Origin of the sequence: Arthrobacter sp. AFG7.2 (assembly GCF_002892835.1) — a bacterium.
Taxonomy (GTDB): Bacteria; Actinomycetota; Actinomycetes; order Actinomycetales; family Micrococcaceae; genus Arthrobacter.
In genome coordinates this window covers 103,538-117,922 of the sequence record NZ_PJMB01000002.1, presented here as the reverse complement: position 1 = coordinate 117,922, position 14,385 = coordinate 103,538, and the positions used below count along the sequence as shown (strand labels likewise).

Sequence of the window (14,385 nt, the reverse complement as noted above, 5' to 3'; positions counted from 1 at the left end):
ATCACAGCGAAGGTCCTGTTCCAGAATCAGTGCGTGATGATGACGCGGTGGTTTGCCTAACGGCCCACCACGCCGAGTTCGAAGGCGAGGATGACGGCCTGCACCCGGTCCCTCAGGCCCAGCTTGTGCAGGATCCGGCCGATGTGCGTCTTCACTGTCGATTCCGCGAGGTAGAGGGAATCAGCGATCTCCGCGTTCGTTGCACCGTCGCCGATGAGGCGGAAGACATCCCGTTCGCGGCTGGTCAGCACTGCCAGCGGGTCCTCCTGATCTTTGGGCGGTCCGGCCGCGAGCCGGGGTGCAGCGAGCGCGATGAGCTTGGCAGTGATGCGCGGTGCGACGACGGCGTCCCCCCGGTGAACGGCGCGGATGGCCGCGATGAGCGCGGCCGGCTTGGTGTCCTTGAGCAGAAACCCGGACGCGCCGGCACTGAGCGCGCCGAAGGCATAGTCGTCAAGGTCGTAGGTGGTCAGGACGAGCACGCGGGTCTCCGGCAGTGAAGCCGTGATGCGTCGTGTCCCTTCCAGTCCGTCGACTCCAGGCATCCGGACGTCCATGAGGACTACGTGGGGACGAAGCCGCTCCGCTGCCAGAGCCGCGAGGGCACCGTCGCCGGCTTCACCGACCACCTCGAAGCCGGGTTCAGCCTCGAGGACCATGCGAAGCCCGTACCGGACCAGTTCCTGGTCGTCGGCGAGCAGGATCCTGATGGTGTCCGTCATGTTGGTTCTCCTGTCCAGGGCAGCCGGACCTGGAGGCGCCAGCCGCCGTCTTTCCGTGGGCCGGCCGCGACGGCGCCGCCGTAGAGCGCCGCCCGCTCGCGGATGCCCAGGATCCCGCGTCCCGGCTCCGATTCGTGGTTCCCCGCCGGTCCGGAGGGTGCGTCGTCGTCGACAGTGATGTCAACGGCCTCACCGGACGTGGCTACCAGCACGGTGACCTTGCTTGCTCCGTGGGCGTGCCGCAGGGCGTTGGTGAGGGATTCCTGCACAATCCGGTAAACGGTAAGGCCGAGGGCAGGGTCGGTGATGGGCGGGCCGGCGGTGGTGAGTTGGACCGGCAGGCCGGCCCGGCGGATGTCGTCGGCGAGGTGGCCCAGTTGCGCGGCACCCGGCTGCGGGGCGTGATCGGCCGGATGCTCCCGTTCCGTGGTGCGCACGGCTCCGAGCAGGCGCCGCACTTCTGCAAGTGTTGTGCGGCCTGTGTCGGCGACGCGTCCCATCGCTTCCCGGGATTGCCCGGGCCGGCCGGGGGCTGCCGCGTAGGCTCCGTCGGCCAGGAAGATCATGACGGACAGGCTGTGGGCGATGATGTCGTGCATTTCCCGTGCAATCCGCTCACGCTCCCGGGCACTGGCGATCTCGGACTGCTGGTCGCGTTCGCGTTCGAGGTGCCGCGCCCGGTCGAGCAGCGCGCCGATGTAACGCTTGCGCCCGCCCACGTTGGTTCCGATGAGCGTCGCGATCAGCAGCGTGAGGGTGATGCCGATGGTGTTGTTGAGCCAGTCCGAGAACAGGTCTCCCGAGTTCGGGGGCTGGGTGGGTTCGAGGAGGAGCGGGCCGGTCCGCGACCGGACGGTGAGGATGAACGCGGCGAGGGCGGCGCCGCCTGTTCCGAGGCCGAAGGAGGTCCAGGCTGCACGGGGGGAGCGGTTGGCTCCGATGGCGTACAAGGCCAGCAGCACCAGCAGCAGTTCGGCTGTTGTGCTCGTGGCTGCGGAAACCAGGAACAGCAGGGTGGCGGCCGCGAACATCAGCACTGGCCTGCGCCGGCTGAAGAATGCTGTGGCCGTGCCCGGGACGGCAAGGACGACGGCGATCCACAGGGGCGCAGCGTCGGGATCGCCGGCGGAGGCGGTGGCCAGGAGGCCTGCGAACAGCACATACAGGACGGTTGGAAGCAGGTCGCCGAGCCAGGGGCGCCGCTGCAGGGACCTGCGGACCAGTCCCGGCGGGGCCGGCAGCACGAGAGTGCCCGGCTCCCCTGCAGGGGAGCCGGGCGCCGTCGTCGGATCCGGTTTCAGGCGTCCCTCCCTCGAAGGGTGAGTGCACCGAGCACCAGGGACATGGTTGTCCAGGCGAGGACGACCAGTCCTCCTGCTCCGGGGGTGAGGGGAGTGCCGGGCACGGGAGAGCCTGCAGCCGGTCCGGCGGGTATGCTCCACATCGATTCCCCCGCAGCCGCGAAACCGTACGGGGTGACCGCGGCGACCCACTCCATGGAGTTGCCCAGCAGGGACAGGGCAAGCGGCAACAGGAGGAGAACGCCCAGCACTGCGGCGACGCCGCCGGCCGCGGACCGGAGGATGGCGCCAACACCCAGGGCGAAGGTGGCTGTCAGGCCGAGGAAGAGAGCCGCCCCCAGCAGTGCACCCGCCAAGCCGGGCTCAGCCAGGCTTACCGCCAGGCCGAGATCATCGAACATCGCGTAGGTGGCCGCCCAGGAGCCGAACAGGGTGACCAGCCCGACGGCGGTCACAAGCCCCAGGAGCACCATTGCCTTCGCCGCCAGGACGGGCAGGCGCGAGGGTACGGCAGCCAGCGTGGATTGGACCATCTTTGTAGAGTACTCACCGCTGATGGCCAGGACGCCCAGGACCGCGGCCACGAACTGGCCGCATGCCGCCCCTATCGCGACGATCGAGAGCGTGAACCGCACTGATGGTTCGTCCGGGACCCCGGCCGATTCCATGGTCAGTGCAAGCACGAAACTCAGGCCGATGCCGACGAGGATAATCGTGAGGAGCGACCACAGGGTGGACCGCAGGCTGGTGAGCTTGATCCATTCGGAGCGCAGGATGCCGCTGAAACGCAGCCGCGAGTCGGCGGGGATGCCCGGGCGGACGGGCAGGACGGCGGCGCTCATGAACGCTCCTTGTGGGCTGTAGTGGTGAGGGACCGGTACTCCGCTTCGTCGGCGGTGATGCTCATGTAGGCGTCTTCGAGCGAGCCTGCAACGGCGGCCACCTCGTACAGGGGCACCCCCGCTGCGGCGGCTGCGTTGCCGATGTGTTCGGGGCTCATGCCCATCACCAGGGCGGCGCCGTCGTCGAGCGTGGTGACCGTGATGCCGTGGCCGGTGATGGCGCTGGCCAGCCGGCTGAGCTGTGGTGTCCGTACGCGCACAGCCGAGGCAGTGGCACCGTCAATCAGGTCCCGCAGCGGCGCATCCGCGAGGACCCGGCCCCGGCCGAGGACGATGAGGTGGTCGGCAGTCTGCGCCATTTCGCTCATGAGGTGTGACGACAGGAGCACGGTGCGGCCCTCTGCGGCCAGTGTGCGCAGAAGGGTGCGGACCCACAGCACGCCTTCGGGGTCCAGCCCGTTGACGGGTTCGTCGAGGATGACGGTGGCGGGGTCGCCCAGCAGTGCCGCGGCGATCCCGAGGCGCTGCCCCATGCCCAGGGAGAAGCTCCCTGCCCGCCTGTCAGCGGCGGACTCGAGCCCGGCGAGCTCGATCACCTCCCGCACTCGGGCGGCTTCGATGCCGTGGGTCGCGGCCAGGGCGAGGAGGTGCTTGCGCGCGGTGCGGCCGGGGTGCGCAGCCTTCGCGTCCAGCAGCACACCTACCTCGCGAAGGGGAGCGCGGTGCTCGCGGTAGGCGCGGCCGTTGACCTTGACCTCCCCACGGGTGGGGCGGTCAAGGCCAACGATCATCCGCATGGTGGACGACTTCCCGGCACCGTTGGGACCCAGGAGGCCCGTCACCTGGCCGGGGCGGACCGTGAAATCTATGCCGTCCACGGCCGTGCGGGAGCCAAAGCGCTTCGTGAGGGTTTGTGCGTGAATCATGGATTGTCCTTTCGCATAACTACGAAATTACGCACCATGACCCCCTGGCCGCGTCCGTCCACGGGATGTGAATGGGAGGCGGGAGTAGCACCCTGGTACTACTCCCGCCTCCCGTGAAGCTGCCGGGTCACCCCGTCCCTGGCGCCACGGTCAGGCACTAGACCTGCGCGGATTCCTTTTCGCGCTCGGCCGGCTTGTAGGACTCCCAGAAGGTGGCCCCGGTGATGCCAAGGGGCTTGGGGTCGAAGACCGGGTCGAGGCCCAGCTTCTGCTGCCGCTCGAAGTCCTTCAGCGCCTTGAACGCCGGCTTCTGCAGGATCAGGATGCCCACGATGTTCAGCCAGGCCATGAGGCCGACGCCGATGTCACCCATCACCCATGCATCGGCGGCGGTGTTCACGCAGCCGTATGCAGCGGCGACGAGGATGGCCACCTGCAGTGCGATGGTGGTGGCGCGGCCCAGGGTGGTACGGAGGCCGGGAATCATCTTGGCCGACGAGGTCCCAAGGAGGAACCGCAGGTTGGTCTCGGCCATGTAGTAGTACGCGATGACAGTGGTCAGGCAGAAGAAGATCAGCGTGATGGCAATGAAGGAGGCGCCGACGCCGGGGAAGACGGAGTCGAAGCCTGCCTGCACATACTGCGGGCCGACGACGGCCGAGGCCGAGAGCAGGCCGCCTTCGGCGAGGATGTCACCGTCTTCACTCCCGCCGGAGAAGACGCGGTAGGCGCCGGTGGAGAGGATCAGGAAGCCGGTGGCCGAGCACACGAACAGCGTGTCGATGTACACCGCGAAAGCCTGGACCAGGCCCTGCTTTGCCGGGTGCGAGACCTCGGCTGCGGCAGCGGCGTGCGGGCCCGTTCCCTGGCCGGCCTCGTTGGAGTAGACACCGCGCTTGACGCCCCACATCACGGCCAGGCCGATGATGGCGCCGAGGGCGGAATCCATGCCGAAGGCGCTGCGGAAGACCAGCGAGAGGATTTCCGGCAGCTGGGCGGCGTTGATGACGACGACGATGAGGGCGAGGATGATGTAGCCGGCGGCCATGAAGGGCACCACGAACGCGGCAACGCTGGCGATGCGCTTCACGCCGCCCATGACGACGAGGGCCAGGAGGATGACCGAGCCAACGGCAACAATCCATGGCTCGAGGGTCCAGGCGCCGCTGATCGCGGTGGCCATGGAGTTGGTCTGGACACCCGGCATGAGGACGCCGCAGGCAAGGACGGTCACGGCGGCGAAGACGTAGCCGTAGACCTTGAAGAACCCGGCGCCCTTGGTGTGGGCGAACGCGCGGGAGAAGTAGTAGGCCGGGCCGCCGCGGTACTCGCCGGTCAGCGGGTCGCGGGTCTTGTAGATCTGGCCGAGCGTGGACTCGACGAAGGACGTGGACGCGCCCAGGAAGGCCACCGCCCACATCCAGAACAGTGCGCCCGGTCCGCCGAAGGCGATCGCGGTGGCGACGCCGGCGACGTTGCCGGTGCCGACGCGGCCGGACAGGGACATGGCCAGGGCCTGGAACGAGGAGACGCCGGAGGCGGACTTCTCGCCGTGCACCAGCTGCTGGAGCATCCCCTTGACATGCCGGACCTGCAGGAAGCGTGTCCGGACGGAGAAGTAGACTCCGGTGGCGAGGCAGAGATAGACGAGCCAGTCACTCCAGATCACGCTGTTGATGGCTGATAAGACGTCGCTCATAAGTGTGGGTTCCCTCCATGGAAGAGCGTGGGTGATGCGTGAGATGGTGCGTGCCGGGTGGGTGAACGGAGTGGCGCGCACCACATCAAAACTTGTGAAGTGTCGCACAATGCACCGGTCTTCGTCCATTTGGCCGCCTGACAGGCACCATCTGGTAGCAGGCAGGCGAATTTGTGGTAAACGGTGCAAGGTACGCCACACTTGAGGCTGAAACCCAACGAAAGCAGAGTCCCTTGATCACCCTCCAGCAGGACGCAGAAGGCTTTATCCGGATGAACCGGCACTACCCGGCCAGCGTCCGCATCAGAATTAATTTCACTGACGGGAGCACGGGGGAGTTCTCAGGCCTGGCCCTGAACAAGGCCTACGATGCGGCGCTCGCCGAATTCCGCGCCAAGAACGATCTTGATGCGCGCGGATACTCCAGGACCTCTGCAGGCCGGACGAACTCCGGCAACAAAATCGATTTCGTTCCCGTGCACCCCGGCATGCAGGAGTAACCCTCAAACAGGCTGGATTGTGACGGTCCCGGCGTCGCCGTCCACGCTGACCTGCTGCCCGGTGGCCAGCCGCTGTGTCGCGACCCCGGTGCCCAGGACGGCCGGGATGCCGTACTCGCGGGCCACGATGGAGCTGTGGCTCAGCGGGCCGCCGACGTCGGTCACCACGGCGGAGGCCATCGCGAACAGCGGCGTCCAGGCGGGGGTGGTGATGCGTGCTACCAGGACGTCGCCGGGCTGCATCTGGCCGAAGTCCTGCGGACCGCGCAGCAAACGGACGGGAGCGCTGACCCGGCCGGAGCTGGCCCCCACGCCCTTGATGACGTCCCCCGCCTGGTGCTGCGATCCCGCCGGCATCATGGACCCGATGGCCTTTTCCATCCAGGGGCGCTCCGGGAGCATCTGCGGCGCGGCGGCCTTCGCCTGGCCGCGCCACAGCATCCTGCGCTCCTCGACGGCGGCCGCGCGGACCGGACGGTCAGCCCCGGTAATGGCCACGGCTGGTGCTCCCGCATCTTGCTCAGCCAGGCCGAACCTGACGGCGGCCTCCAGCTCCTGGAAGCGCAGCCAGAATACGTCCGTCGGCCCGGCGATGACGTTGGAGGTCACCAGCCGGTTCCCGAGTTCGAGCAGCATGCGCCGCAGCAGCGGCCAGGCGAGTCCGACGTCGGCCAGTGCGTCTTCGCGGATGGGCGCCACGAGCTGTGCCCACCGGAGCAGCCGGAGGAAGGCGGCGCGGCGTCGCGGTCCCAGCCGGCCGGCCATCTGGGCGGTCAGCTCCTCCCGGCGTCCGGTCAGCAGCCGTTGCCGCTCGTGCGGGTCGGTGCCCTGCCCGCGGAGGTAGAACTTCACCGTTTCCAGCAGGGCGGATGGATCATCGGCGGCCACGGGAGTGGCGAAATCAAGGTTGTAGACCGCGTGGCCGTAGAGGCCCAGATGCTCCTGGAAGGCGAAGCGCCATTCCTGCCACAGGGCATCGTCCACCCCTGCGGGCGGCGAGCCGGTGCGCTGGCACTCGGCGAGCACCGCCGTCGGCCGTTCCACTAAAGCCGACATCAGTGCGGGGTCGCTGCGGGCCCAGCCGGCCAGGTCCCAGAGTGACTTTTCGGCCCGGATGGGTTCGCTGTCATAGCCGAGGAGGAACGTCTGGGCCGGGGGGTCGCCGTCGCGGCGGACCAGCTTGTCGTAGAACGCCCGGAAGGACATTTCGCTGGTGGACGCGAGCGGAATGATGGACTGTACGGCCGTGTAGTAGACTGTCCCGGCGTCCAGCAGCGCCTGCGCCCCGGCCAGCAGTTCCCTGCCGGTCAGCTCCGTGACGGGTTGTGCCTGCCATTCCTTGATGACCCGTTGGTAGCGCGGATGGGAGTACCCGCGCCAGCCGTCGATCCCCATGTGCGCCCTGCCGAGGGCCAGGGCGCCTATCGCGGGGACCAGCCGGCCGGTCATCCGCAGCAGTCCGGAGGTGCGGTAGTAGTAGTAGGCGTAGCCGTTGATGGCGGGCATCCGCACGTCGCCCTCGCGGATCGCGCTCCGGCCCAGCGCCTCGTCCATCAGGGCCTTCAGCGAGCGCGCCACGGAGCCGTCAATAAGGTCGGCGAAGAGCGGGGAGAGGGGATCGGGGAGCTGCTCCACGATGCTCGCCCGGAAGTAGAGGCCGTTGGGATAGGGCACGGGCCAGGTATCCGGGGTGTCAGCCGCCGGTTCTGGCAGCGCGGTAATGGGCCGGGACTGGAGCAGGAAAAACGCGCCGCCGGCCCGCGCCCATTCGATGTCCTGCGGCACCCCGAAGTGGTCCGCGGTCCGTTGCCCCATCGCTGCCAGGTCGGCCGCCGCCTGGTCATCCAGCACGGGAGCACGACGGCGGGCTGCCGCCACCGGCTGCTCCCGGATGCCGTTCTCCGCGTAGACAGTCATGACGTCCTTGTCGGCTGTCTGCCGCGACACGACGGTGCCGGTCCCGGCGTCGACCACCACGTCATCGGTGGTGACCGTCCCGCTGACCACCGATTCGCCCAGGCCCCAGGCGGCACTGATGACCGTCTGGTCGCGCCGGCCGTTGGCGGGGTTGGCGGTGAACATGACGCCGGCGGCCTCGGCCTCCACCATGTGTTGAACCACGACGGCGAGCCGGACCTGGTCCGGCCGCACACCTTCGCGGGCGCGGTAGGCCATGGCGCGCGCCGTCCAGAGGGACGCCCAGCAATCGATCACCGCGTCTGTCAGGGCGTCGATGCCGCGGACGTTCAGGGAGGTTTCCTGCTGGCCGGCGAAACTGGCGGAGGCGAGGTCCTCGGCCGTGGCGGAGGAGCGCACGGCCACGGGTGTTTCGCCGGTGCCGAGGTTCCCGTAGGCGGCCTCCAGTTCTGGGGCGATGCCGGCGGGCATGGTGCCGGCCGTGAACAGGGCCGTGATCCGTTCCGAGGCATCCTCGTAGTCCTGCGGCGCCGCTTCTGGTGGCAGCGCTGCCAGGTCCTGGATTGCCGCCGCGAGGCCGTTTTCGGTGACGAAGTGCGAGTAGGCGGCGGTGGTCAGCACAAACCCGGCCGGGACCGGCAGCCCGGCCTGGACCAGGCCGCCCAGCCCTACCGCTTTGCCGCCGGCGACGGCGATATCGCCCGGTTTCACGCTGCCGAGGTCCTTGATATAGGTCATGGCTTCATCTCCTTGCTGCCGGGGATTCGGTCTTTGGCCGTTGGCTTCCACAGCGCTATGGCGAGGACTGCGACCCACAGGAGGAATGCCCCGATGCTGATGCGCTCGCCGATGCCGAGAACCAGGTTGGGGCCGGGAGCAGCTGCGAACGCCACCATGCCCATTACTGCAGAAGCCGCGAGCGAGAGGATGGAGTACCACCGCATCCAGCCGTGGAAGCCTGCCGCCACGAAGCACATTGCGGCGACCATCAGCGCGAGCTGGACGTTGGTGGCGAGGATATGCGGGGCGATGGAGGTTTCGTCTCCCAACCTCAGCGAGTAGAGGGCTCCCATGATGTTCCACAGTCCGTACGCGATGAGCACGCCGCCGGCAATGCGCAGGGCGCGGTTCCCGCGGACGGAGCTCCACGCCCAGGCCGAAGACTGTGAACATGGCCGTGTAGAGCCACGTAAACGGGGCCAGGACCTCCCGGCCGGGGGAGCCGACGGCGAACAGTTCGCTCACCATCTGCCCGGTTCGGCGGTACCCCTCCCACCGGGACGCCGCCAGGACGTCCGTGAAAACCACGTAGAGCAGTGAAGAGAGCGGCCCGGCGGCCAGGAGGATCCTGCGGAGGGTGTCCCGGCGCGCCGTTGTAAGCGGGGTGTTCCGCCTCTGGTGGGGGAGCCGTCCTGCGGAAGCCACCGTCTGCTCCTAACCGGTGCCCGTACCGTCTCCGGTGTCCTCCCAGATCACATCCAGGTTGTGGAAGGTCACCGGCCCGTCACACAGCGCCGCCATTTTGGCAGCGAACTCCGACGTTTCCGGTCTGCCGGAATTCTCCATTGCCGAGTCAAAGGACTCGAACTCCGCGATGGTGAAGTAGGTCCCCGGGTGGTCCCGGTCCGCCGTCGCCACAATCCGGCGGAAGGTGGGCTGGTTGCTTCCCGCGGTTTGGGAGGGTCGGCCCAGCTCCTGGATTTCCTTGATGCGGGAGGATTTGAATTCGATGATCTGGAAAAACCCGGCCATGACGGCTCCTCGACGGCGGTGGACACTGATGGGGATCAGGGTAGTCCCGGCGGCCGGCGGTGCACAGGGGAGAAATGCCCTACTTTTGCACGCCGGCCTGAGCCGCAGGCCCCGGGGATGGCGGGGCCGAAGGCGTTGCTGCACGTCGTGTGATTTAGGCCGACTCCCGGACTATCAGTTGGTGCTTGAGGACCACCCGTGAGTCGTCACCGGCCGGTGAGAGTTCCCCGGCGAGAAGCCGCTCCACCAGCCGGACGGCCACGGCACCCACCTCCCGAAGATCCAGGGCGAGGGTGGTCAGCTCGGGGGTCAGCAGTTCTCCCATGGCAATGCCGTCCATTCCGATGACCGCGCAGTCGCCGGGGATTGACCTTCCAGCGGCGGTGAGGGCCTTCATGGTTCCGGCGGCCATCAGGTCGTTGAACGTGACGATGGCTTCCGGGCGGTTCCCGCCTGCCAGGAACCCGGCGATGGTTTCCCGGGCGCTCGCCGCCGAATCTGCACAGTTGAGGAATGTGGTTGACATGCCCATTTCGCCCGCGCGCCGGGCAAACGCCTGGCCGCGGACGGACAGTCCGCCGTCCCGAACGTAGTCAAGATAGGTGATGTGCCGGCGGCCCTGCCCCGCCAGGTGGTCCAGGGCCAGGGAGGCTGCATGGGCGTAATCGAAGGAAACCTGCCCGGCGCTGTTGCTGCTTGTCAGGTCCAGGAGGACCAGGGGGCGCCGCCCCAGGATCTCCTGTGATGCTCCCGTTTCGTTGCCGAGGTAGCCAATCACGGCGTCAACCTGCGGGGCGAGCTGGCTGACGGCGGACACCGGACCTACTGCCTTGTCCACGTAATCGCTGATCACCACTTGCCACCCGAGCCCGGTAGCGTGCTCCACCACGCTGGCGATAAACGCAGGGAAGTAGGGGTTTGTCAGGCCTGGAATGGCGAGCCCCACGGATATTTGTGCTCCCTGCGCCAGGCCTTTGGCGAAGCGGCTGGGAACATAGCCCAGGTCCTTCGCCAGCTGCTGGATGCGGTCCCTGGTTTCGGCTTTGATCCCCGGCATGTTGTTCATGGCCCGGGTGACGGTCTGCTTCGAGACGCCGGCGGCTGTTGCCACGTCCACAATGGTGGCGCGGCGGGCAGCCGTGCCGGGCGCGGCTGCCACCTTGATCGATTCCATAATTCTTCAGTCTATGGGCAGTACGACGGCGGTGCGTCGCCTGGGATTCCTACTTGAGGCCTGTTGTCGCGATGCCTTTCACGAGGTATTTCTGGCCTACGAGGAACACGATGAACACCGGGATCAGGGTCACTATGGACATGGCGAACAGCGAACCCCAGGAGGCGCCGCTGGTGGCGTCCACGAAGTTGCGCAGGGCCACGGGTGCCGTCTGCAGGGCAGGCTTGGTGAGGTAGATCAGCTGGCCGAAGAAGTCGTTCCACGTCCAGATGAAGGTGAAGATCGCTGTGGTTGCCAGGGCAGGGACGGACAGGGGCAGGATCACCTGGAAGTACGTCCGCCAGTACCCTGCACCGTCCAGGCGGGCGGCCTCGTCCAGTTCCTTGGGCAGCCCACGGAAGAACTGCACCATGAGGAACACAAAGAAGGCGTCCGTCGCGAGGAATTTGGGGACGATCAACGGCAGGAAGGTGTTGACCCAGTCCAGGTTGGAGAAGAGGACATACTGCGGGACCAGCACAACGTGCATGGGCAGCATCAGGGTCAGCAGCAGGGCGCCGAACAGGATGCCGCGGCCGCGGAATTCGAGTTTTGCGAAGGCGTAGGCAGCCATGGAGCAGGTGAGCAGGTTGCCCAGGAGCGAACCGGCAACGATGATGGCCGAGTTGGCCAGGAAGACATGGAAGGGATGCGCCAGGGCAGTCCAGCCGTCGGCGTAGTGTCCGGTGTCCACTTCCGTGGGTATGAGTGAGGGATCGCGGAAGATCAGGGCCTCAGGCCGGAAGGAGCTGGCCACCATCCACAGCAGCGGGTACAGCATCAGCCCTGCTGCAAGCACCAGTGCGATGTGTTTGGCTAGCCCGCGCAGTTGGCCCCGTTGCTTGCGGCTTCGGCCGGAGTCCGGTGAGTTATGGGTCTGAACCTGTACTGGTGCGGTATCAATCGCGGTCACTGTAGAACACCCATCGTTTGCTGAAGTAGAAGTTGATTGCCGTGAAGACGGCGATGATCAGTACCAGGACCCATGCCATTGCCGATGCGTAGCCCATGTTGAGCCGGCCGAAGCCCTGCTCATAGAGGTAGAGGGAGTAGAAGAGCGTGGAGTCTGCCGGCCCGCCGGTGCCGCCGCTCACCACAAAGGCCTGGGTGAAGGTCTGGAAAGAGTTGATGATCTGCAGGATGAGGTTGAAGAAGAGGATGGGGGTCAGCAGTGGAAGGGTCACGTTCCGGAACCTGGCCCACCGGCCTGCACCGTCCAGGGCGGCGGCCTCGTACAGTTCCTCCGGGATCTGGCGTAGCCCGGCCAGGAAAATCACCATGGAGGAGCCAAAACTCCAGACATGCAGCATGATCAGCGAGCTGAGCGCGGTGCCTGGATTGGAAATCCATCCCGGCCCGTCGATGCCGAAGAGGGCCAGGAACTGGTTGACCAGGCCGTCGGTTCCAAAGACCTGACGCCAGAGCACGCCCACCGCCACTGAGCCGCCGAGCAGCGACGGCAGATAGAAAACGGAGCGGTAGAAGGCAAGTCCCCGAATGCCGCGGTTCAGGAGCATCGCCAGGGAGAGTGCCACCACCAGAAGCGCAGGCACCCCGATCAGCACGTACGCGAACGTCACCCCGAGCGATTTGTGGAGCCGCGTGTCAGTGAGCATCTGCTCGAAGTTGTCCAGGCCCACCCATGAGGGGGCGCGAAGCAGGTTGTAGTCGGTGAAGGAAAAGTAGAGCGACGCGATCATGGGGCCGATGGTGATCAGCAGCATTCCTACAAACCAGGGGAGCAGGAACTGCCAGGCAGCCCGTTCCTCGAGCCGTTTCATGAGCGATCTCGACGGCGGGGCAGGCGCGGTACCTGCCCCGGTACTTCTGGGCAGGGGGGTCAACGTTGACATGGGTGCTCCGGGTGGTGGTTTGGGAAGTGGCGTCCTCAGGCGCCGGACGGACTTGAGTATTGCAGTGAAAAATCCGGCGCGTCAATGGTCTTGACGAAAATAGTTACCGGTCACTATTCTTCAAGTGTCAGCTCGCTTGAAGCTCTGGATGAAAGCTTTTCCGTGATAGTGACCGATCACTAATTGCTGGCTTCTGACTGATTCTTTAAGCCGCCCCGCACTGCTGCTGCGGCAACGTCATCCATTGGCTCAGTCGTCCTGCAAACCCGAACACTCGTGCCCGTCCAGGGTGCCCATATGACCTGCAGCCGCCGCCCGGCGGCAAGGTCATCACCTGAAGCAAAGGAGCTCCACCGTGGTTTTCAAACCATCACCACCACGCAAGGTCAGGACCATCGCGGCGGTTCTTGCCGCCGTCGTAAGCCTTGGAGTCGCCGGCTGCGGCAGCCCTGCCGCGGACGATTCGGTGACGCTGAGGTTCAACTGGTGGGGCTCTGATGCCAGGCATGCGCAGACGCAGCAGGTCATCGAACGCTTCGAGGAAGCGCACCCCAACATCAAGGTGCAGCCGGAGTTTTCCAACTTCAGTGATTACTTCAACAAATTGTCCACCAGCGCAGCCTCCCGCGACCTGCCCGACGTCATGCAGATGACAGACCCGCACCTGTACACCTACATCGACAACGGGCAGCTGGTGGATCTGGGCAAGCACTCGGATGTCCTGCCCACCGGCGACTTCTCCGAGGCATCGTTGGCCGGGACGCAAATCGACGGCGGCCTGTACGGAATCCCAACAGGAGACTCCGGGTTCGGGATGGCAGTTAACCCGGCATTGTTCGAGAAGGCAGGCGTTCCCCTGCCCGATGACAACACCTGGACCTGGGATGAATTCAAGGACACTGCAGCAGCCATCTCCAAAGCACTTCCGGACGTTGCGGGCACGTCCATCACCATGGACGAACAAACGATGAATTTGTGGATCCGCCAGCACGGCGAGGATTACTGGAAGAACGGCGGGAGCGAGATCGGCTTCACTGCAGAAACCGCTGCCAGCTGGTGGGAATTCGTCCGTAGCCTGCGGGACAGCGGTGGAACGCAGCCTGTGGAAGCCGAGCTTGAGTCCGCCAGCCTGGCGCTGGAGCAGTCCCCGCTGGCCCTGGGAAAGAAGGCCATGACACTGATTTCCGTCAACCAGCTGGGCAACCTGGAGAAGGCCGCAGGCCAGGAATTCAAGCTCTTCCGGCTCCCCGGCGAACAGCAGTTCAAGGCGGAAGGCGGCTGGACCAAGCCGGGCATCTACTATTCCGTGGCCGCCAACAGCGAGCACCCCAAAGAAGCAGCGATGCTCATCGACTTCCTCACCCACGCGCCCGAAGCCGGCGAAATCGTCAAATTCGATCGGGGCGTTCCTTCCAGCTCCAAAATGCTGGAAGCCATCACCCCGTCGCTCACCCCGGTGGAGGGGAGGGTGGCAGAATACGTGACCCGGATCAACGAGCTGGGCACTCCTGCCTATGCCATCCCCCATCCCAAAGCAGGCGGGGTGCTCATCGATACGGTGAAGCGGCTGTCGCAGGAAGTCGTCTTTGACCGCATGACTCCCCGGCAGGCGGCGGATCAGCTCCTCGCCGACGTCAAAGCCGCCATGTAAGACACGTCC

The 14,385-nt window shown here is 66.3% G+C and carries 13 protein-coding genes; 2 read left to right on the top strand and 11 right to left on the bottom strand.

The window, feature by feature from the left end:
* Positions 1 to 56: 56 nt before the first annotated feature.
* The 5 genes from CXX84_RS04210 to CXX84_RS04190 form a co-directional block, all read right to left on the bottom strand.
* A complete protein-coding gene (locus CXX84_RS04210; protein ID WP_102975470.1) occupies positions 57 to 722 on the bottom strand; it encodes a response regulator in 666 nt (221 codons plus the stop codon).
* Positions 719 to 1,966 (bottom strand): sensor histidine kinase, encoded by a 1,248-nt coding sequence (locus CXX84_RS04205; protein ID WP_102975469.1) that lies wholly within the window; start codon positions 1,964 to 1,966, stop codon positions 719 to 721. The genes CXX84_RS04210 and CXX84_RS04205 overlap by 4 nt, the downstream gene beginning before the upstream one ends.
* Before the next feature lie 53 nt (positions 1,967 to 2,019).
* On the bottom strand, positions 2,020 to 2,865 hold the full coding sequence (locus tag CXX84_RS04200; protein WP_102975468.1) for an ABC transporter permease: 846 nt from the start codon (positions 2,863 to 2,865) through the stop codon (positions 2,020 to 2,022).
* Entirely contained in the window at positions 2,862 to 3,791 is a 930-nt protein-coding gene (locus tag CXX84_RS04195; RefSeq protein WP_102975467.1) for an ABC transporter ATP-binding protein, read from the bottom strand. Before CXX84_RS04195 ends, CXX84_RS04200 begins: the two co-directional genes overlap by 4 nt.
* A gap of 157 nt (positions 3,792 to 3,948) precedes the next feature.
* Entirely contained in the window at positions 3,949 to 5,490 is a 1,542-nt protein-coding gene (locus CXX84_RS04190) for an alanine/glycine:cation symporter family protein (protein ID WP_102975466.1), read from the bottom strand.
* 233 nt (positions 5,491 to 5,723) lie between these two features.
* Between CXX84_RS04190 and CXX84_RS04185 the strand changes: the two genes are divergently transcribed.
* The gene (locus tag CXX84_RS04185) at positions 5,724 to 5,990 is read left to right on the top strand and encodes a hypothetical protein (RefSeq protein ID WP_102975465.1); all 267 of its coding nucleotides are present in this window, start codon (positions 5,724 to 5,726) and stop codon (positions 5,988 to 5,990) included.
* 3 nt (positions 5,991 to 5,993) lie between these two features.
* Here CXX84_RS04185 and CXX84_RS04180 read toward each other — a convergent pair whose 3' ends face one another.
* The 6 genes from CXX84_RS04180 to CXX84_RS04155 form a co-directional block, all read right to left on the bottom strand.
* A complete protein-coding gene (locus CXX84_RS04180) occupies positions 5,994 to 8,645 on the bottom strand; it encodes a PEP/pyruvate-binding domain-containing protein (protein ID WP_102975464.1) in 2,652 nt (883 codons plus the stop codon).
* Positions 8,642 to 9,010, bottom strand: a complete 369-nt coding sequence (locus tag CXX84_RS19250; protein ID WP_262982123.1) for a DUF998 domain-containing protein — start codon at positions 9,008 to 9,010, stop codon at positions 8,642 to 8,644. The genes CXX84_RS04180 and CXX84_RS19250 overlap by 4 nt, the downstream gene beginning before the upstream one ends.
* 331 nt (positions 9,011 to 9,341) lie before the next feature.
* The gene (locus CXX84_RS04170) at positions 9,342 to 9,659 is read right to left on the bottom strand and encodes a hypothetical protein (protein ID WP_102975463.1); all 318 of its coding nucleotides are present in this window, start codon (positions 9,657 to 9,659) and stop codon (positions 9,342 to 9,344) included.
* A gap of 154 nt (positions 9,660 to 9,813) precedes the next feature.
* A complete protein-coding gene (locus CXX84_RS04165; protein ID WP_102975462.1) occupies positions 9,814 to 10,833 on the bottom strand; it encodes a LacI family DNA-binding transcriptional regulator in 1,020 nt (339 codons plus the stop codon).
* A gap of 49 nt (positions 10,834 to 10,882) precedes the next feature.
* A complete protein-coding gene (locus CXX84_RS04160) occupies positions 10,883 to 11,776 on the bottom strand; it encodes a carbohydrate ABC transporter permease (protein ID WP_223252993.1) in 894 nt (297 codons plus the stop codon).
* On the bottom strand, positions 11,772 to 12,653 hold the full coding sequence (locus CXX84_RS04155) for a carbohydrate ABC transporter permease (protein WP_223252962.1): 882 nt from the start codon (positions 12,651 to 12,653) through the stop codon (positions 11,772 to 11,774). The genes CXX84_RS04160 and CXX84_RS04155 overlap by 5 nt, the downstream gene beginning before the upstream one ends.
* Before the next feature lie 427 nt (positions 12,654 to 13,080).
* Between CXX84_RS04155 and CXX84_RS04150 the strand changes: the two genes are divergently transcribed.
* Complete coding sequence (locus tag CXX84_RS04150) at positions 13,081 to 14,376, top strand: ABC transporter substrate-binding protein (RefSeq protein ID WP_189337497.1); 1,296 nt, start codon at positions 13,081 to 13,083, stop codon at positions 14,374 to 14,376.
* The last annotated feature ends 9 nt before the right edge of the window (positions 14,377 to 14,385 follow it).